General features: G+C 44.7%; 15 protein-coding genes and 1 pseudogene. 10 read left to right on the top strand and 6 right to left on the bottom strand.

What is annotated here, in order from left to right:
- Positions 1 to 100 precede the first annotated feature (100 nt).
- The 8 genes and pseudogenes from dapA to IOD06_RS05425 form a co-directional block, all read left to right on the top strand.
- Positions 101 to 967 carry a 4-hydroxy-tetrahydrodipicolinate synthase gene (gene dapA / locus IOD06_RS05390; protein ID WP_194619752.1) on the top strand — a complete coding sequence of 289 codons (867 nt, stop codon included), beginning with the start codon at positions 101 to 103 and terminating at the stop codon, positions 965 to 967.
- 106 nt (positions 968 to 1,073) lie between these two features.
- Positions 1,074 to 2,570: an aldehyde dehydrogenase gene (locus IOD06_RS05395; RefSeq protein WP_194619755.1), complete on the top strand. Its 1,497-nt coding sequence runs from the start codon at positions 1,074 to 1,076 to the stop codon at positions 2,568 to 2,570.
- Between the two features lie 89 nt (positions 2,571 to 2,659).
- Positions 2,660 to 4,108 (top strand): sodium:alanine symporter family protein, encoded by a 1,449-nt coding sequence (locus IOD06_RS05400; protein ID WP_194619756.1) that lies wholly within the window; start codon positions 2,660 to 2,662, stop codon positions 4,106 to 4,108.
- Positions 4,109 to 4,397: 289 nt separating this feature from the next.
- Positions 4,398 to 8,135 carry a DNA polymerase III subunit alpha gene (gene dnaE / locus IOD06_RS05405; protein ID WP_194619758.1) on the top strand — a complete coding sequence of 1,246 codons (3,738 nt, stop codon included), beginning with the start codon at positions 4,398 to 4,400 and terminating at the stop codon, positions 8,133 to 8,135.
- 72 nt (positions 8,136 to 8,207) lie between these two features.
- Positions 8,208 to 8,588, top strand: a complete 381-nt coding sequence (locus tag IOD06_RS05410) for an Hpt domain-containing protein (protein ID WP_010198455.1) — start codon at positions 8,208 to 8,210, stop codon at positions 8,586 to 8,588.
- Positions 8,588 to 9,454 (top strand): RNA methyltransferase, encoded by an 867-nt coding sequence (locus IOD06_RS05415; protein WP_194619760.1) that lies wholly within the window; start codon positions 8,588 to 8,590, stop codon positions 9,452 to 9,454. Before IOD06_RS05410 ends, IOD06_RS05415 begins: the two co-directional genes overlap by 1 nt.
- Positions 9,455 to 9,649: 195 nt before the next feature.
- Entirely contained in the window at positions 9,650 to 10,561 is a 912-nt protein-coding gene (cysE, locus tag IOD06_RS05420) for a serine O-acetyltransferase (protein ID WP_194619762.1), read from the top strand.
- Between the two features lie 1,242 nt (positions 10,562 to 11,803).
- Positions 11,804 to 11,884 (top strand): annotated as a pseudogene (locus IOD06_RS05425) (IS5/IS1182 family transposase); the annotation flags it as partial.
- 39 nt (positions 11,885 to 11,923) lie between these two features.
- Here the strand turns inward: IOD06_RS05425 and IOD06_RS05430 are convergent.
- The 6 genes from IOD06_RS05430 to pheA all read right to left on the bottom strand — a co-directional run bounded on the left by IOD06_RS05430 (position 11,924) and on the right by pheA (position 19,007).
- Complete coding sequence (locus tag IOD06_RS05430; RefSeq protein WP_227669930.1) at positions 11,924 to 12,457, bottom strand: 2-amino-4-hydroxy-6-hydroxymethyldihydropteridine diphosphokinase; 534 nt, start codon at positions 12,455 to 12,457, stop codon at positions 11,924 to 11,926.
- Positions 12,447 to 12,884: a dihydroneopterin aldolase gene (gene folB, locus IOD06_RS05435; RefSeq protein ID WP_194619765.1), complete on the bottom strand. Its 438-nt coding sequence runs from the start codon at positions 12,882 to 12,884 to the stop codon at positions 12,447 to 12,449. Before folB ends, IOD06_RS05430 begins: the two co-directional genes overlap by 11 nt.
- Positions 12,885 to 12,934: 50 nt before the next feature.
- The gene (gene rarD / locus IOD06_RS05440; protein WP_189585068.1) at positions 12,935 to 13,897 is read right to left on the bottom strand and encodes an EamA family transporter RarD; all 963 of its coding nucleotides are present in this window, start codon (positions 13,895 to 13,897) and stop codon (positions 12,935 to 12,937) included.
- A 261-nt stretch (positions 13,898 to 14,158) separates the two neighbouring features.
- Positions 14,159 to 16,450 (bottom strand): bifunctional prephenate dehydrogenase/3-phosphoshikimate 1-carboxyvinyltransferase, encoded by a 2,292-nt coding sequence (locus IOD06_RS05445; RefSeq protein WP_194620400.1) that lies wholly within the window; start codon positions 16,448 to 16,450, stop codon positions 14,159 to 14,161.
- Positions 16,451 to 16,607: 157 nt separating this feature from the next.
- The gene (hisC, locus tag IOD06_RS05450; protein WP_194619767.1) at positions 16,608 to 17,738 is read right to left on the bottom strand and encodes a histidinol-phosphate transaminase; all 1,131 of its coding nucleotides are present in this window, start codon (positions 17,736 to 17,738) and stop codon (positions 16,608 to 16,610) included.
- A 93-nt stretch (positions 17,739 to 17,831) separates the two neighbouring features.
- Positions 17,832 to 19,007 carry a prephenate dehydratase gene (gene pheA, locus IOD06_RS05455; protein WP_194619769.1) on the bottom strand — a complete coding sequence of 392 codons (1,176 nt, stop codon included), beginning with the start codon at positions 19,005 to 19,007 and terminating at the stop codon, positions 17,832 to 17,834.
- 492 nt (positions 19,008 to 19,499) lie between these two features.
- Between pheA and IOD06_RS05460 the strand changes: the two genes are divergently transcribed.
- Positions 19,500 to 20,441, top strand: coding sequence for a transaldolase (locus tag IOD06_RS05460; RefSeq protein ID WP_194619771.1), 942 nt, complete (start codon positions 19,500 to 19,502; stop codon positions 20,439 to 20,441).
- Between the two features lie 108 nt (positions 20,442 to 20,549).
- Positions 20,550 to 21,017, top strand: a complete 468-nt coding sequence (locus tag IOD06_RS05465; RefSeq protein ID WP_189585060.1) for a hypothetical protein — start codon at positions 20,550 to 20,552, stop codon at positions 21,015 to 21,017.
- Positions 21,018 to 21,046 lie beyond the last annotated feature (29 nt).

The raw sequence follows: 21,046 nt of genomic DNA on the forward strand, positions 1-21,046 counted from the left end.
CTTATTAAACGTTTATGAACCAAGCAAAAACCAACCGATTCAGCATTGAATCATCACTCGTTAAATCACCAACAATATCAACCCCAATAAGGATAGTCTCATGAACATAAATGGAATTTTAGTCCCAATCGTCACCCCTTTTGACAATAACGGCGACGTTGATGCGCAAAAATTAACGACACTGGTCGAAGCCTTTATCGACAAAGGCGTAGCCGGTATCGTCGCTTGCGGTACCACAGGGGAATACTATACGTTTTCGGCAGCGGAGCGCGAGCTGGTATTAACCACTATCGCTGAAGCTGCAAAAGATAAGGTGACTCTTATCGCTGGTATCAACAGCTTATCGACTGACCACTCTATTGAGCTTGCCGCACAAGCCAAAGCCTTAGGTTATGACGGCCTTATGCTGTCTGCCACCCCTTATAGTTTGCCCGAGCAAGATGGCATCATCGCTCACTTTGAAAAAGTCGCGGATGCCAGTGAGCTGCCAATCATTATGTATAACTTCCCTGATCGTGTTGGCGTTGCCATTGAATTTGATACTGTTGCTCATCTAGCTAAACACCCCAATATCGTCGGCGTAAAAGAAAGCAGCGGCGACTTTAGTCATGCGCTACGCATGCTGCAAGCTAATTTTGATGACTTTGAGGTGGTTTGTGGCTGTGATGATCAACCGGTCGATTTCTTCTTTTGGGGTGCAAAGAGCTGGATTGCAGGCGCAGCCAACGTTTTCCCAGAAGAACAAGTTGCACTATTTAATGCCACTCAACAAGGTGACTGGGATAAAGCCAAGCAAATTATGAGCGAGATTTATCCTGCTATCCATTCTATGGAGTCTGGCAACTACAACCAGAAAGCCAAAGCGGGCTGCTTAAAAGGCAGCATAGATGTTGGCTCAGTGCGTGTGCCATTAACTGATATGCCAGCAGACGAAAAAGCAGAGTTTTTAGCCCTACTGTCTAAATAGCGCTCAGCTTAGTAAAAACAATGTTAAGGATAACCCACGCTAAATTTGATGCCGTATTCAAATCTCGAATCGATGGCATCAAATTTAGCAGATAAGGATTAGAAAAATGAGCACTAAACAACAATCTACCAAAGAACAAGTATTTGAGAAAGCAAAACAGCAGCAATTATGGGCGGGTCACTTAATAGCAGCGGATGGCTTATCAGAAGCTACTTTGGACAATTACACGCCGATTGATAACAGTATTATCGGTCAGATTGCCTCAGGTACTAGCGATGATGTCGATACTGCCGTGCAAGTCGCTCGCGATGCTTTTGAAAACGGTGAATGGCGGCGTCTGGCTCCTGCTGAGCGCAAGGCTATTATGCAGCGCTGGTGTGCCCTGATGCATGAGCACGTCGAGGAGCTGGCATCATTAGATTGTGTGGATGCGGGCAAGCCGATTACCGAATGCTTAAACACTGACATGCCAGCGACTATTGAGACCTTTGAATGGTATGCCGAAGCAGCTGACAAAGTATTTGGTAAAATCGCGCCGACAGGTAGCGCGGCTTTAGGACTTATCGTGCAAGAGCCCATTGGTGTCGTTGGTGCGGTATTACCTTGGAACTTCCCAGCCCAAATGTACGCTTGGAAAGTCGCCCCTGCTCTTGTTATGGGTAACTCCGTTATTGTTAAACCCGCTGAGCTGACCTCTTTATCTGCCTACCGTTTAACTGAGCTTGCCTATGAAGCGGGCGTGCCCAGAGAAGCGCTGCAAATGGTCTGTGGCCTTGGTGAAAATGTCGGTGCCGCACTCGGTCAGCATATGGATGTCGATATGGTGTCTTTCACTGGCTCGACTGAGGTCGGACGTTTGTTCTTACAGTATTCGGCACAAAGCAATCTAAAAGAAATCGTCTTAGAATGCGGTGGTAAAAGCCCACAAATCGTCTTTGATGATGCCGTACTCGATGACGCTGCGATTAACGATATCTTATCAGCCGCGTTTTGGAATATGAGTGAAAACTGTAGTTGCGGCTCACGCTTATTAGTCCACAGCAGTCAAAAACAAGCGCTACTTGAGCAATTAAAAAACGGTCTGAAAGATTGGAAGGTCGGCTCACCTTACGACCCTGATACCGCCATTGGTCCTATGATTGAAAAAGCGCATTTTGACAAGGTTTGTCATTATCTGCGAATCGCTAAAGAGGAAGGTGCAACGATCGTTGCAGGTGGCAACATTCGTGAAGATTTAGGCAGTGGCTGGTATATCGAGCCGACTATTTTTGATGATGTCAGCGCTGACATGACTTTATTTAAAGAAGAAGTCTTTGGCCCGTTGCTGGCGGTGACAAGCTTTGAGACGGAAGAAGAAGCCATCAAATTAGCCAATGAAACCAACTATGGACTCGCCGCTTCTTTTTATACACAGAACATCAAGCGCGCTTATCGTGTGGCATCGTCCATCAAAGCAGGCACGGTCTCTATTAATGGTTTTTCAGAAGGTGATATCACCACGCCATTTGGCGGCTATAAGCAATCAGGGTTTGGCGGTCGTGACAATGGTTTAGAAGCCTTAGCACAATACGCACAGACCAAAACCATTTGGCTGGTCAATTAACAAACGTATTCAGTCAGTACAGTCATCGATTAAAACAACAGCTTAAATGATTTAAGCCTTTAGTCAAATATTTACAGGGAAGTAAGGCCATGGAAGCGATTATTGATACCATCGTCGGCTATATATGGAGCGATGCGTTAGTTTATTTGGCACTCGGTGTCGGCATTTATTTTACCGTGATGACTCGCGGTGTCCAGTTTCGCTATCTCAAAGAAATGGTTAGGCTGTTGTTTGACAAACAAACCTCAACCCAAGGCATTAGCTCATTCCAAGCCTTTTGTATGGCGTTATCAGGTCGCATTGGTGTTGGTAATATTGCAGGGGTAGCCACCGCTATCGCAGCGGGTGGTCCTGGTGCCGTTTTTTGGATGGTCGTCATGGGCTTGCTTGGCGGTGCTAGCGCCTTTATTGAGTCTACCCTTGCACAGGTTTATAAGCATACCGTTGATGGTCAATACCGCGGCGGCTCACCCTTTTATATCGAGCGCGGACTCAAGATGAAACCCTTTGCTATTTTAGTAGCTACGGTGACTTGTCTTTCTTATGGCGTTTTGGTGCCCGGCGTACAGGCCAATACCATCGCTGATTCTTTCGATACCGCCTTTAACATCTCACCTGCTGTGACAGGGTTAATTATCGTCGCTATGCTAGCCGTTATTATCTTTGGTGGTGTGAAACGAATCGCCAGTTTTGCTGGTAAAGTTGTGCCTTTCATGGCCATTGGTTACATCTTGATGATGGTTATCGTCTTAGCCTTCAATGCCTCAAACCTACCTGCTATGTTCGCCTTGATTTTCAAAAGTGCGTTTGGTATGGATGCTGTGTTTGGCGGTATCGTCGGTCTAGCCATATCTTGGGGTGTTCGCCGTGCGGTATTCTCTAACGTTGCTGGTGCAGGCGAAGCTACTTTCAGCTCTGCAGCTGCAGAGGTTTCTCATCCTGCCAAGCAAGGCTTAGTACAGAGTTTTTCTATCTATATCGATACGGTTGTCGTCTGTACCGCTACTGCATTGATGATTTTATCGACAGGCATGTACAACGTCATTCCAGAAGAGGGCTTGACTTTGGTCGAAAACATGCCAGGTATCGAAGCGGGCACGGCATTTACCCAAGCCGCTGTCTCAACGGTGTTTAGCCAATATGGAAGTGGCTTTGTCGCTATCGCCATCTTCTTGTTTGCCTTTACCTGCTTGATTGCTTATTACTATATTGCTGAGACCACGCTAGTATACTTAGACAATAAATTGCGCTACCCTGTTTTAAAACCATTATTAAAAATAATATTCTTAATAGTTTGCTTTACCGGTAGCATGCAGTCTGTTGGCGTGATGTGGGCGCTAGGTGATATTGGTTTTGGCAGTATGTGTTACCTTAACTTCATCGCCATCGTATTACTCAGTAAAACGGCGCTAAAAGTGCTAAAAGACTACGACGAGCAAATGAAGCTGGGACTCGATCCTATCTTTGACCCTAGAAAAGCAGGCGTTGAAAACGCAGACTTCTGGATAGCCTATAGTGATAAATATCATAAGCGTTAATTAAACTATCAGTGCTATCTCATACAAATAACCCTTCTATATCACCATGATATAGAAGGGTTATTTGTATAATGAAACCTATGGCCAAAAACACTCAATTCAATTTGATACCCCTGAATCAGTGGTTGTCTGTGCCAAACAATGCTATTATTAACAGCTAAATCTAAAATGAATAAATATGGCTATCGACGTCTTATTCGCTTCCAAAAGTCAACATAAAGCATTGATAATAATAAATTTATTTCCTTAGTAGCTAATTCCCCTTTGATCGTACTAGTAAGAGTCCTCTATGGCATTTGTACACCTTGGCATTCACAGCGAATATTCGATTACCGATTCTATCGTGCGCATCAAGCCGCTAGTGAAAGCCGCTGCGGCTGATAATCAGCGCGCGCTCGCATTAACTGATTTGTCCAACCTCTATGCCACGGTAAAGTTCTATCGTGCCTGCCTAGGTGCTGGTATCAAGCCAATTATCGGCAGCGAAGTCATCATGGAAAATGAAGACACACGGCTCACCCTGCTCGCAATGGACAACGAGGGCTACCAAAACATCACTCGTATCGTCTCGCTCGGCTTTACCGAAGGGCGCGCCGACGATGCCAATCATGGGGTGCCGGTCGTCAAGCGTAGCCATATTTTAGAACATGCCGCTGGCGTGATCGTGCTCCTCACCGAAAAGTCAGATGTGGGTCAAGCACTGGTCGGCTCCATGCCAGAAAAAGCCGACGAGCTGCTGACAGAATGGCAAGCGCAGTTTGGTAATCGCTTATATTTTGCCATCAAGCGCACCAATCGCTCAGGCGAAGACACTTTTATTCAGGCGGCTATTCACTCAGGTGCTAAGCACAATATCCCCATTATTGCCCATAATGACGTGCGCTTCTTAAAGCAAGATGATTTTGATGCCCACGAAGCACGTGTCTGTATCGCAGGCTCCTACGTGCTTGCCGACCAAAATCGTCCGCAAACTTATTCCGATGCACAGTACCTAAAAACCCAAGCGCAGATGGAACAGCTATTTGCTGATATTCCGCAGGTAATTGACAATACCTTACGCTTAGCAACTCGCTGTAATGTGACCTTGACGCTGGGTATTAACGTATTACCCGACTTTCCTGTGCCTGAAGGTGAGACGATTGAAACGTTTTTCCGCGCGGAGTCAGTACGTGGGCTTAATAATCGATTGGACAAGCTCTTCCCTGTCGCCGAGCGTACTGAACATTGGAGCGACTTCCGCCAAAAGTATGATGAACGCTTAGAATATGAGCTGGAAGTTATCTTATCGATGGGCTTTCCCGGTTACTTCTTAATTGTCATGGACTTCATTCGCTGGGCAAAAGCCAATGGTGTACCCGTTGGACCCGGTCGTGGTTCTGGTGCAGGATCCTTGGTCGCTTATGCGTTAAACATTACCGATCTCGACCCTATCCATTATGATTTACTTTTTGAGCGCTTCTTAAATCCTGAACGTGTCTCAATGCCCGATTTCGATATTGACTTTTGTATTGAAGGTCGTGACCGCGTTATTGATTATGTCGCGCAAACTTATGGCCGTGAAGCGGTTTCGCAGATTATCACTTTTGGTACCATGGCGGCAAAAGCAGTGGTACGAGATGTGGCACGCGCGCAAAGTAAATCCTACTTCCTTGCCAGTAAAATGTCTAAACTTATTCCCAAAACACCGGGGATTACCCTCAGTCAAGCGCTTGAGCAAGAGCCGCAGCTGAAAGACTTAATTTCCAATCCTGATAATATGGATTATGAAGATGCCATCGAAGTATGGGAGATGGCTATCAAGCTTGAAGGTATTTGCCGGAACGTGGGTAAACATGCCGGCGGCGTATTGATTGCACCGCACAGAATCACGGATTTTAGCGCCATTTATTGTGATGATGAAGGTCACCGCGTCAGCCAATTTGATAAAGATGACGTTGAAGCCGTTGGGCTGGTAAAGTTTGACTTTTTGGGTCTACGTAACTTGACCGTGATTGATGCTGCTGTCAGAAATATCAACCTGCGCCGTGCAAAAGAAGGCAAAGATGCGTTGGTGTTAGAAGACCTGCCGTTAGATGATGCTAAAGCCTACAAGCTCTTGCAAGATGCCAAGACCACTGCTGTCTTTCAGTTAGAAAGTATGGGCATGAAAAAATATCTGGCGAAATTACAACCGACCAACATTGAAGATGTGATCGCCATGTGTGCGCTCTATCGTCCGGGTCCGCTCGATGCAGGCATGGTAGAGATGTATATCGACCGTAAGCATGGTCGCGAAGAAGTCATTTATGACCATCCCAACCTTGAGCCAATTTTAGAAAACACCAATGGCGTTATCGTCTATCAAGAACAGGTGATGCAAATCTCACAGGTGATGGCAGGCTATAGCTTGGGCGGTGCAGATATGTTACGCCGCGCCATGGGTAAAAAGAAACCTGAAGAGATGGCTAAACAGCGCGATATCTTCGTCACGGGTGCTACGGCACAAGGTATTGATGAAGTTACCTCGGGCGGCGTGTTTGATTTGATGGAAAAGTTCGCCGGTTACGGTTTTAACCGTTCGCATTCTGCTGCATATGGCGTGCTTGCTTATCAGACCGCGTATCTAAAACAGTACTACCCTGCCGAATTTATGGCGGCGGTATTGACCTCAGATATGAACAACACCGACAACGTGGTGTTCTTTATCAACGATTGCCGTGAAAACTTTGAGTTAACCGTGGTGAATCCATCCGTGAATCGCAGTGAATGGCATTTCGTCGCTGACACGCCAACCAATATCATTTATGGTTTGGGGGCGATTAAAGGCGTTGGCGAAGGGGCAGTTGAATCTATCGTTGATGCGCGCCGCCGTGAAGGCCCATTCAAAGACTTGTATGATTTTTGCCGCCGCGTTGATATCAAAAAGGTCAACAAGCGCACCCTTGAAGGACTGATAAACGCTGGCTGTTTTGATGACTTCGCGGCAACTTTGCGACCTGACTTGCCAGCCGATGAAGCTTACGAGATTCGCGGCGCATTAATGAGTCAGTTGCCAAGCGCCGTGCAAGCCGCCGAGCAAGACCGTCAAAATCGTGAAATCGGTATGATGGATTTGTTTGGTGAAATGGATGGTGTCGTCGCCGCGCCGCCGTTGGTGATGACCCCAGAGCTAATTTGGGGTGACAAACACCGCCTAAAAGCGGAAAAGAACACGTTAGGACTGTACTTAACTGGACACCCAATCAATGAATACTTAGAGGAAATTAAACGCTATACCTCAGGTGCACGTCTCGATAAGCTAACGGATACCGGCTATAACGGCAGCTGCTATTTTGCAGGTTTGATTATCGATATCGCCAACTTTGGCAATCGTAATGTGATTATCTTAGATGATGGAACCTCAAGACTGGAAGTCAGCTGTTATGCAGAGCGCTTTAATCGTGTCAAAGAACAGTTGAAAATCGATGAAGTCGTCATCATTAAAGGCAGTATCCGTGAGCGTGATGGACGCCTGTTTGCGCGCCTTGATAATGCGATGAGTATGGTAGATGCCCGTCTAAGATGGATGAAGAAAATCAGTATTAAGATTCACGGTAGCGATATTAATTTACTGACACGCCTGCAACCGTTACTTAAGTCTGCACAAGCCAGTATTATTCCAGCACCAAAAATGTCTTATGACAACGAGCAAGACGAGCAAAATGGCAGCTTCAATGGCAATAGTGGTTACGATGCTGCAATGGGCGGAAGTCTGTTTGATGAAAATGGCAATGATTTATTGGCGCTAGAAAATGACCTGAACCAAGATGTGCTTCAAAACGGTATCCATCAAAACCATGCTGGTCAAAGTTATGCCAATAATGCTTTGAGCAATACCGACGCCTCCATTAATGATAATTGTCTGCCACTGGGACTGAGCATTTATGAGGAATTTGGCATCGCTAATGTGGGGCTATCCGAGCATTGGCGCGTCTACCCTAACGATGATAATTTGCAGCAGTTAAAGAACATGCTGAGCGAAGACAACTTACATTTCCATTACAGCTAAGACGTACCTTACTTTTCGAAACTTCATTATAGTAATCTTATTGCTTTAACTTTTAAAAATTGGACAGTAACCATGGACAAAACTACAAATAATAATATGATTGGACAAACTGACGAAGAAATTATCAATCACGAACAGTTCGAAGACATGCGTGACTTGCTAGAAGAAGATTTTGCCGACTTGATACAGGTTTATATCACTGATAGTAAACAGCGCATCACAAACTTGCGAACGGCTCAACAACAAAACGATGATGCCGCTGGGTTTGAGATAGCTCACGCCCTAAAAGGCGCTAGTGCCAACTTGGGCACCACTCAACTGATAAACTTGAGCTGTCAATTGCAAGAGCGCTGCCGTGAACGCCGTGTCGGTGAGCAAGCTGTGCTTATTGAAGAGATTGCCATTGCATTACACCGTGCTGAACAAGAAATTAATCAGAGATTGGGACAATAATGAGTAACGACTCTGCACGAGCAGTAAATGACTACCTTGATTGCCTACAAGTGGTTATGGTCAATACGACTTTGCCTGCCAATATTGGCTCGGCAGCACGGGCAATGCATACTATGGGTCTGTCGCGTTTAACCGTTGTAAATCCCAAACTGCCAATCGATGAAACCAGTGTCTCTCATGCAGCAGGCGGCAGTGAGGTACTGTCATCAGCTTTGATAGCGCCCACACTAGAGTCTGCTATTGGAGACTGTCAGTTGGTATTCGCTGCCAGCAGTCGCAGCCGTCACTTGCCGCGCCCTGTGGTGACACCCATGCAAGCCGCCAAAATCATGTTCGATTTTCTTGATAAACAATCCGCTTTCATTACAAGCGACCGTACCGACGATAACCAAAGCGCTCATAGCAATGGTAAACCAAACATCGCTATCTTGTTTGGACGTGAAGATCGTGGTCTAACCAACGAAGAGTTGGCTTGTGCTGATTATCATATCCAAATCGATGCCAATCCTGCTTACCCTGTTTTAAATGTTGCCTCAGCCGTCCAAGTGATTGCCAGCTTTATTTTTGCTTATGCCCAAACGCATATTCAGACAGCAGATGATTTAGATAATGGTTTGAGTGCTACTGCTCAGCCAACGCTTGATGTGCATTTACGTCAGCAGTGGGATGAGCCTGCTATTACTCAGCAGCAGTTGCAACAGCTTACTCAGCGTACCACTGACCTGATGGTGCACCGTGGTCTAGCAAATAGCGAGCATTTAAAATCGTTGCCCTCACGACTGTCTAGACTTGGCTCGCGTTTACAGCTTGATCAAAAAGAGTATCAGCTATTGAGCGCTTTGATTGCCAAACTCTCAAAAGACTAAAACAAATCATTGTTATTGTTTATCAGCTCACCTTCATTCGACAGCTTTTTACTATATTTTGCAGTATAAAGCTGTTATAACTTGCAGAAGCTTAGCGAAAACATGTATTCCTTATTATCCGAACTTTACGACCACAGATTAGAGGCATCGCTGTTTTAGCAACGACACTCTACCGACGAATAGATAGGACGCTTTATGCCATTGCCAGCCAAACTGTTCAAATCTCTTGCCAGCATCAAAAAAGACCTAACAGAAGATATTGATGCGGTATTTACCCGTGATCCTGCAGCACGCAATAGCTTGGAAGTCATTCTGACCTATCCCGGTATTCATGCACTTATTTTGCATCGCGGTGCGCATTATCTGTGGCAACATGACCAAAAGCTGGCAGCTCGCGTTATTTCTTACGGCTCGCGTATCATCACCGGTATTGAAATCCATCCGGCTGCCAAAATCGGTAAGCGCTTCTTTATCGATCATGGCGTTGGTGTGGTCATTGGTGAAACGGCAGAAATCGGCAATGATGTCACGCTTTATCATGGCGTCACCCTCGGCGGCGTCTCGCAAAATAACGGCAAACGTCACCCGACCCTAGAAGATGGCGTGACGGTCGGTGCTGGGGCAAAAGTATTGGGGCCATTTACTGTTGGCAAAAATGCTAAAATTGGCTCCAATGCCGTGGTCGTCAAACCCGTACCAGCAAACGCCACGATGGTCGGTAGTGCGGCTCGTATGATTTCAGACTATCATGATGAAAAAGGCAATCCTATTGCAACCAAAGTGCAAGATGCCAAACAACAAGAAAAAGCGGCTCAAACGGGTAAGATAAATCAAGACAATATTGAAAGCAATACGACCAGTGCCGCACGTGCCACAGCCTTTCAAGCTTATGGTATCGACCCTTCTTCACAAGACCCTGTCGCTGAAGCCTTTGCTAAAATGCTCGAACATATTCAGCAATCAGAAAACCGCCTAGACCAATTACAATCAGCAATGTGCCAGATCGATCCTGATTTTTGCAAAAAACAATACGATAAACTGTGCTTAGAAGATTTAGATGTGATTGATCGTGCTGATGTAGATGATATTAATGATGAGAAAAAATAGCTGAGACAGTTGCTGAAAACATAAAAGGTACGGGCGTGTGTTCATGCGCGTCATACATCAAGAAAGGCGCTAAAGTTGTATTAACTGATATGATGTAGGCTGGGCATTTATATTGCCCAGCTTTTATTTTGAGATATTTTGGCGTAATGGACAAAATTCATGCTAAAAAGCAGAAGGTAGTGGCTAATGGACATAACGTCTGTTATGGGAGCAATAGGTGGTTTTGGGGATTCTCTACCGTCCAATTCAGACAATAAAAAGGTAGTAATTTAACACCATTATGGGAACATATTCCGTTTGCCATACAGGTAGCGAAGCATCGGCTATATGATTAGCATTCCTTCGTCTATCCTCCTAAATTGTACGAAATTAATTGACCACAGACTTTGATCATAGGGAAAAAATGTCGTTCTTTTATTCTAAAGATGTACATTTTATTTCCCTATCGATTTTTCTGAAATAACGTTAGTTATATAATTTTCTATAGAGTATACCCAAATTGCCATTACCTTTTAAAAGAGCTACTCTCCAATATATTTGGGGCAGTTCATAATCTCTTTGTGGAAAAACTAATGTAATCATCCATAAGTTGCTGATTCGCTTGCCTATCAAGTATTCATTGTCGAAAATTCAGATTCAATAGAACATTTCATTACATTATTCGCGCTAGTATTTAACTAAGTTACAACCAATACAATTAGCTTGAAATGCGTTAAGCGACGTTTAATACACGTAAAACAATGGATTAGATATGACCGAAAGAGTAACCAACAAAGCAATTTTCAGTAGTAGAATTTTTTCAATTAATTATGTCACCTACCCTACTAACCACAGCGTTATGAAGCACTGTGACCCCGTGCAAAAAGGCCGTTATTACAAATTAAACTTTATCTTAATTCAGCCTAAAGTCGGTGGTGTGTTCAGGTGTTCAAACTGCATTATAAACCTGTTTAACAGAGTTTATTTATTTCGTCCCGATAAGTACGAGCACAGTGTTTCACGAATTCAGTCTGGTAAACGCGTGTTATTGAGTTTTGCTTTGAATATTTAGCCAAAGCTTATTAAAGCTGGGCAAACTGTCGAATTATTTTCCTTAAGTGAAAGCACCTGATTGGTTTGCCATAGGTATATCCCAGTGATACCAACTAATTCACCCCTCAAACCTATTAACAGACCACCTAAAATAGACTGCCATAATGGAACCACTTATATGAGGGCGTGTTTGATGATGCATGAATAGGCATTGAACAACCAAAAAACCAAAGCGACTACTACAGTGGAAAAAAGAAGCGACATACCTTAAAAGCGCCAGTCATTTTACATTGTAAACAGGTCTCATACGTGAATAGTATCTCAGCCGCTTCAAACATCAGTCACTGCAAGCTCTTCAATCCCCGCCGCCTCATGTGCTTTAAATGGATAGCGATCTGCCATTACAATCCAATTAGACGTTGGTTTAAATGTCGATTTATTGCTTAGGCTATTTTTTTCTTCAGCCAACTTGATTAGCAAAATATCAATATCCATTGTCACTCGCCGTACTTGGTTCGAATCAGTCTGTCGACATCTATTACAATCTCCTTCAAGGTTTTTAAAGGTTTGCTGTAGTTGCTGCAGACTCATCGGTATTGCTAGTATGAGATGTACACATTGATTGGTGTAATCAGGCTTTGCTTGTTCTAAAGTTGCGGTGAAATCAGGGTTTTGAAAAGCAGTAGATAGCCGTATCTGACCTAGCGTTGCCAAACACTCTAGAGCAAGTGGCAGATATTTTTCGGCTTGATAATTACTACCCAGCGCTACTATTATCTCTACCACGGGCTGCGCCTGCAAAGTCTCAGGTGGACATTGTGTTAGCATTTCCAAATTCAAATGCATCAATGTGTTATACATCATCGGCTTGGCTATTATTAGCTTCTTTGGCAGCTTCTTTAATAGCTAGCTCGTTGGTTGACGTTGAAGCATAGCGCGTGATTTGAACGCCAACTGCATCCGCTTGCGCAATAGCAGTCGGCTTGGCAACGCTTAACGTTATTTTATGACAAGCGTATTTTGCAAGCAGCTTATCAGAAATTTGCCCAGCCAAATGCTCAAGCAGTTTTGCTTGAATCTCTTTGCACCACGCGCTGACATCATCGCAGACCGCTTTATAATTTAGCGCATCATTGACATCATCTGATACAGCAGCACGGCTAATGTCGGTTTCAAGCGCAATATCAATCAGCAGCGGTTGCGTGATCGCCCGCTCCCACGCGTAAACACCGATGACGGCTTCGACTTTTAAACCTTTTACAAATACCACATCAGATTCAGTATGAAACATGCTTCCATCCTTGTTTGCTACATTTTTAATTCAGAGATTCAATTTAAACTTTATTTAACTTGCTTCAAAGCCTCTTCACGCAGACGCGCGGCTTTTAACGCTTTACTTGGACGATGACGCCATAAGTCAATGCTGAATAATAGCAAGCCTAGCCAAATCAAGCCAAAGACTGCCAAGCGTTTTAAATCAAATGGCTCGTTATAATAAAACACTGCCAAGAAGAAAATAAAGGTCGGCGTCAGGTAATTCATAAAGCTTAGAATACTATAAGCGACGAGCTTGGTAGATTTATTAAACAATAATAGCGGTATCAACGTAATCGGCCCTGCGATCATAAGTAGCCAAATGTTTGAGCTAAACCAAAAGCTCAGCTGATGACTGACCACATCGGACTGCCAAAACCACCAAAGACATAAAGGTACTAGCATCGCTGTTTCGACAAACATCGCATCGACAGCTGTCAACGGGGTTTGCCGTTGAATAGTGCCATAAGTACTAAAGCTAAATGCCAAAATCAATGATATCCACGGCAGACTGCCAATCATCACCACTTGGATCACGACAGACAAGAGTGCAAATCCAATAGCCACCCACTGCAAAGGTCGTAAGCGCTCTTTGAATAGAATCATCGATAGCGCAACACCTACCAATGGCCCTATAAAGTATCCCAAACTGGCCTCAAGAATACGGTCATGATTGACCGCCCATACATAGGTCAGCCAGTTGGTTGCGATAATCAAACCAGATATCAATGACAGCGCTATCCATCTTGGGTTTTGTTTGAGCGTTTCAATCCATTGCCAGCGCTTAGTGACTACTAGCACAATCAATAGACACAGGAATGTCCATATGATGCGATGACCAATGATCTCAGTCGCATCATAATCGGATAATTGTTTGAAGTATAACGGAAATCCGCCCCAGATAAAAAACGCAATAAGCGCAGTGATAATGCCGCGTCTGGTTGTGGTTATCGGGGCAACGGGTTTTTTGATGACATTTTGGGTAGTCATAATATAGGACAACTTTTTAGAGCAAAGCGCGCCCTCACCTAATTCTGAGTATTATTATCGATTTAGTGGCGAGAACACAGGGTTACTACAGTGAGATTATAAATTAAAAAGCAATGTACTCATGCCAATAGTGACATGAGTACATTGCTAACGATGTTAGATTAGATTTTTAGGCTAATGTGGCTATTTGATCAGCTAGCCACCATCTGTTTATATTTTACAGTGCAAATCATAGAAGAACATTAATCAGCACTCAATGATTTATTCAGCGCCAGCATCCACTTCGATAGACATACCGATTTGGTTGGCAAGTTCAGCAAATCCTGGGAAGCTGGTATTGACCGTCTCAACTCCTTCAATGGTAATTTGCTTGGAGGCACGCAGACTGGCAACAGAAAAACTCATGGCAATACGATGGTCATGGTGAGACGTAATGTGACCGCCACCGAATACAGGCTGGCTATTATTGACATCACCATTCTCACTTCCAATACCTTGACCTTCGATGATTAGTCCATCATCCGTAACAGTGCAGTCGATGCCGAGCGTATGTAGCCCTTCTGCCATCACCGCAATGCGATCAGATTCTTTGACACGCAACTCTTTGGCACCCGTCAATACTGTGCGACCTTGCGCACAGCTGGCAGCAATGAACAATACAGGAAATTCATCAATCGCTAGCGGTACGAGATGCTCTGGTATCTCAATACCAACTAAGTTTGAACCACGAATCGTAATGTCAGCGACTGGCTCGCCGCCGACATGCGTCTCATTACTCAAGCTAATATCTGCTTGCATGAGCTTTAAGATATCAATAATACCCGTACGTGTCGGGTTGATGCCCACTTGCGTCAAGGTCAGCTCACTACCTTGACTGATAGCAGCGGCTACCATAAAGAAGGCCGCAGAGGATATGTCAGCAGGCACAGCGATATCACCACCTGTCAATGTACCGCCGCCTTCAACGCTGATACGATTGCCATCAACGGTCACCGGATAACCAAAGGCGGATAGCATACGTTCGGTATGGTCGCGACTGACTTCAGGCTGTGTGACCGTTGTCGTACCTTCTGCCCATAGACCTGCTAATAGCAAGCAAGACTTCACCTGTGCAGACGCGACTGGCATATCATATTCAACGCCTTTGAGTGGCTTGCCGACCGTATCACGACCAGTGATACTGAGCGGTGCCGTGCCACTATGACCAGTGCTTTGAATGACTGCTCCCATGGCGCGTAGCGGCGCTGCCACACGTTCCATCGGGCGTTTATTTAAGCTCGTATCACCCGTCAACACACTATCAAATGATTGTGCCGCCAAGATACCTGACAGCAGGCGCATGCTGGTGCCTGAATTGCCCATATATAAAGGTGTTTTGCTTGGCTTTAAGCCATTCATACCAACACCATGAATGGTTAATCTTCCTTTATCAGGGCCTTCAATGCTCACACCCATATCACGGAACGCCTGCAATGTGGCAAGCGCATCCTCCCCTTCCAAAAATCCTGTAACATTCGTCACGCCTGTGGCAAGACTGCCCAGCATGATGCTGCGATGCGAGATGGATTTGTCACCAGGGATGGCAATGGTGCCAGAGACAGTATTGCTAGGCGTAATAATATAAGAAGCTGACATGGCAGAAGTATCCGTATAAGGGGTGCTGGCTAACATATGGCCAAAATGTCGCCGTGCGGCTTGCGCGCGGCCCAAAAGTCCCATCAGGGCGGTTGAATCTTTATCAATGATAAGCTGGCGCATAGTCTGTAAGTAGACACCATACTCATCAAGGGCGCTCACAATGGCGCTTTGATTGGCAAAAAATATATCGTGCCACATTTTAGGATCGCTGGCGGCAATACGCGTAAAATCACGAAAGCCACCTGCTGCATAACGAAACATATCTAAATTATCATCATGGCTTGCCAACTGCTCAACCAAATTAAAGGCAAGCAAATGCGGCAAATGACTGGTGTGCGCCAATATGCGATCATGGTGATTAGCATCCATCGATATAACATTTGCGCCCACCGCTTCCCATAGTAGCCGCAGCTTGGTGATGGCTACATTGCTTGTGGTAGGTAGCTCACAGATAATCACGCTATGATTGACAAATAAATTGGCGCGGCGAGCATGATACCCTGAATTCTCAGCACCAGCAATCGGATGCGCGGGCACCAGTCCTGTCGGCAACGAGCCAAATACTGTCCTGGCTGCATCAATGATGTTGACCTTAGTACTACAGACATCCGTCATGATGCAATCAGTGGCAAGCTGCTCGTCATCCATTGCCTGTTTAATGTCAACAAATACTGCTTCGACGGCCTGTACTGGGACTGCAATGATAATTAAATCACTGCCACCGATGACGTCTTGTAAGTTAGCACTACCAGCATCTAACAAACCATGCTCAATGGCTTCAGTAATACTGGGTACATGCCTGTCTGCCGCTACTAGACGCTCACTTAAGCCACTGTCTTTAATGGCTTGCGCAAAACTGGCGCCAATGAGACCAAGCCCAATCACGCAAACTTGTCTAAACATAGGTAGCTGAATATTTGGAGACGGTTGAATTTTATTTTTTTTCTGACTACTCACGGCTTTTCTCGTTGAACACACTAGGATCAGTTTGGGTAAAGCCAATCTTAGCGTTATAAAATTTAATGGCTAATTAAGATCATTAACTTGACTAAAAAAACATCTATTGATGCGTTTAATCATCGGTCAAGATAGAACGCAAGGTATCAATCAAGCGCATGTTATCTTCTGCGACGCCTACCGTAATGCGCAACCAAGTGGGTAAGCCGTAACCTACCAGTGGCCGTACGATGACCCCTTGCTCGAGCAACGCTTGATTGATCAATAGCGCATCTTCATCATCCATCTCTACCATTATAAAGTTGGCATGTGATTTAATAAACCCCAACCCTAATGCGTCGAGCTGCTTCTCTAACCAGCGCATTTGCTCATCATTCATCAGACGAGTTTTTTCGATAAAATCTTGATCAGCAAGTGCTGCTGCCGCTGCCGCCAACCCAATACGACTGACGTTAAATGGCTGACGAATACGGTTTAATAAATCCGCCACTGCTACCGAGCTTAACGCATAGCCAACCCGCAGACCTGCTAGTCCATAAGCCTTAGAGAAAGTACGGACGATGATCACATTGTCAAACTCATCTATGAGTGCCCTATTATTACTTTCAGGGCTGTACTCGATATAGGCTTCATCCAATACCACCAATACCGAGCTTGGCAGACTGGCAACAAACTGGCGCAGCTCTTTATGCTCAAGCTGTGTCCCAGTTGGGTTGTTAGGATTGGCAATAAAGACAATCTTGGTATTAGGGTTGTCTTGAACCGCTTGACTCATGGCCTTTAAATCATGACCGAATCGATGGGCGGGCACTTCGATATCTGTAGCACCTTGCATTTTTGCCAGCATCGAATAGACCACAAAGGCATACTGACTATAAACGATAGCATCATTGGCACCCACAAAACTACGCGCCAAGATATCGAGCAAATCGTCAGAGCCATTGCCCAACGTAATCTGATCGATATTGACATCATTGAAGTCAGCCAGTGCTTGCTTTAGATAGTAACCATTGCCATCAGGATAACGCGCCAGCTGACCGAGCTGCTCTGTCACTGCCAACGTCACTCGCGGTGAGCAGCCCATTGGATTCTCGTTGCTAGCAAGCTTCACCACATCTGAGATGCCGTACTCGCGAGTCAACTCTTCAATCGGCTTGCCCGTTTGATAAGGAGCCAGCTCTAATATACTGTCGTACGCTGGCACGAGTGGTAATAAGCTTGATTCGGTCAATGGCGTTGTCTGCATGTTGTATCCTTAGATGTAATGAACCATCTATTATTAATAATAACAAGAGCTTATGACAGCTATCTGCTATAAATGGTCTAGCTTTTAAAACGCTTACAGTACCGCTTTGGGATATGAGCCCAGTACACGTAAATCTTTTACCAATGGGCGAATATCATTAATGGCTGCGCTAACATTTGGATCATTAACATGACCATCCATATCAATAAAGAACACGTATGCCCACTTATTAGGACGTTCGGGACGCGTCTCGATACTGGTCATCGACACGCCATGATAAGACAATGGTTTTAAGATTTCGATAAGCGCGCCCGCTTTGTCATGTGCTGAGACGACGATAGAGGTCTTATCTTGTCCTGATGGCGCGATCGCTTCGTGACCGATGATAAGGAATCGTGTGGTGTTGCTTGGATTGTCTTCAATATTTGAGTAAAGTTTATGCAAATCATACTCTGCGGCAGCGACATCCCCTGCAATCGCAGCCGAATGCCATTCATTCTTGAGTCGACGTGCAGCTTCACCATTGCTAGATACGGCAACGCGCTCCACATTGGGATAATTAACATCTAGCCAATGACGGCACTGAGCGAGTGATTGCTGATGCGAATAAATACGGCTGAGACCGTCAAGCTTGGTATGCTCTGCAACCAAGAAATTCTGATGAATCGGTAACTCAACTTCCCCAATTATTTTTAAGGTAGAAGACAAGAAACCGTCTAACGTGTGGTTGACCACGCCTTCTGAAGAGTTCTCAACCGGTACGACGCCATACATCGCTGTACCTGCTTCGACTTCACGGAACACATCAGTGATGGTGGTCATCGGTACTGTATCAGCGGCTTTACCAAAATGCTTGAGGGCAGCGGCGTGAGTAAAAGTACCCACTGGACCCAAAAAGGCAATACGTTGCGGTGCTTCTAGATCTAAGCATACCGACATAATTTCACGAAACAATCGCGCCATTTTTTCATCAGCGATTGGACCAGTATTACGCGCCATGACCGCTTTTAGGACTTGCGCTTCACGTTCTGGGCGATAAAAAATAGGATTGGTTTTTTCAGCAGCAGGACTTTTTGCGATGTGTTCTTTTTTGACCGTCGCCACTTGCTGAGCCAGTTTGGCACGGTTATTAATCAATGTCTGGATTTCGCAGTCTACGCTATCAATACTATGACGCAGCTGATCTAAAAACTCTTTTTCGTTTGAGTGGTCGCTTACGCTAGTTTGATTTAGATTGTCCATTTTTTGCTCTGGTGACTGCTCACTCATTACCGCCCATCCTTTTTCTAATATTATTGCTGAGTTTTATAACTATTTGGTGTGACTTTTTAAATTTATCTATACTTGGGTCTATCTATACTTAAGTTTATTTGAGATTAGCTCTGACCATATTGCTAGTCACTGTTCAATAGAACAGTTTATCAAAAATATCACGTCCTACTCGTCTATACGATTATTGGATTCATCAGCCAATACAGCAGACAAGGACACGACCGGCTCTACTATAGCAAAAACTACGCTCAGTGCCCATTCGTAAATGCGTGTAAACTGGCTAACGGCTATAAATATTAGCACAGTTATGTGATATGGCAGCGATAGGCGGCAAAACTATGAGAGAACACCGCCTCAAAACTATGTTACAGTTCAAAACTAATGGTCAAAAGCACCTTTAATAAGCATGTTTAAAAATATAAACACGTTTAACAACAGATCCAGTCTTTAGAACATAACCATGTCAATTGATTCACACAAGGATACCTGATGAGCGCATTACAACAGCTTCGCACCATGACCACCATTGTCGCTGATACTGGCGACCTTAGCGCTATTGCCCGCCTAAAACCTGTCGATGCGACCACCAACCCCAGTCTCATTACTAAGGCGCTCATTCACTCTGACAATCAAGCCATGCTCTCAGAAACCATGAGTCGACATCGCGGTGACATCGATGCGGTAATTGATGCGTTAACCATAAAAATTGGCTGCGATATTTTATCGTTGATTGAGGGTCGCGTCTCAACTGAAGTCGATGCGCGTTTGTCTTATGACACCCAAGCGACTATCGATAAAGCGCTCAACTTCATGGAAGCTTATCAACAAGCAGGTATCGACTCAGAGCGGGTATTGATTAAGATGGCAGCAACGTGGCAAGGTATCGAGGCCGCACGTTATCTGGAAACCCAAGGTATTCACTGTAATCTAACGCTACTTTTCGGACAACATCAAGCGATTGCCTGTGCCGATGCTGGCGTGACCCTGATATCACCTTTCGTTGGACGCATTTTGGATTGGCAAAAACGCCAGCAAAACCGTCAGAACGTACCAGTCTCTGATGACATGGGTGTGCAATCGGTCAAGCTTATTTATCAATATTTCAAACAGCATGGCTACAACACGCAAGTAATGGGCGCAAGCTTCCGCTCTACTGAGCAGATATTGGCATTAGCAGGCTGTGATCTATTGACCATTGCCCCCAACCTCATTGATGAGTTGGCAGCGATGGATATAGAGGTCCCTCGTCAGCTGTCACCAAGTATGTCGATGGCGTTAGATGATATGACCCGAGTGAGTTTGACGCATGAAGAATTTAGTCAAGCTTATCAAAAAGATACCGTCACTCAAGATTTATTACCTAAGGGTATTGACGGCTTTATCGATGCGCGTGATGAGCTTGCTCAGGCATTGGCAGCGATGCGCAATTAATCGTTGCGATAATGGATGGTTAAACACTGTCGAATAAAAGAAATTTGCCTGCTAATAGTAAGTTCGTTATTATAACCCACTTCAAATAACAAGAAGCAAGGCTTGATTATGAGACGGCTATCAGTGGTATTAGCAGGTAGTGCGCTAGCGATTAGTGCACATGCAGTCAGCTGGGTAGAGATATCTGAGACTGATTCTGGTTCGATTTTCACCTTAGATTCAGACTCTATTGAAAGCTCTGACATCAATATCATAGACGAGCATAACGTCGAAAACATTTCGGTATCCATTCGCAGAACCTATCCACCGCAGTTACAACAGACGGATAAAAAAGGCAAAAAGGACAAAAAAGAAAGCTATATTCATCATAGCGATCAGCAGTTATTGATATCTTGCAAAGATGCCAGTTACTATAAAAGAGCCTATGTCAATTATGGCACTGACAACAAGGTTATCAAATCTTGGCAATCCGACAAACCCATATTGACCACCAAGGATTTTAAGGTTACGATGCCAAAAACAATCGGTCGAAAAGTAGTAGAGCAAACTTGTGAGCGTTATCAACAAGACCAATAAAATACCAAATAAAATATATTAATACCAAA

Source organism: Psychrobacter sp. N25K4-3-2 (assembly GCF_015351755.1).
Classification (GTDB): Bacteria; Pseudomonadota; Gammaproteobacteria; order Pseudomonadales; family Moraxellaceae; genus Psychrobacter; species Psychrobacter glaciei.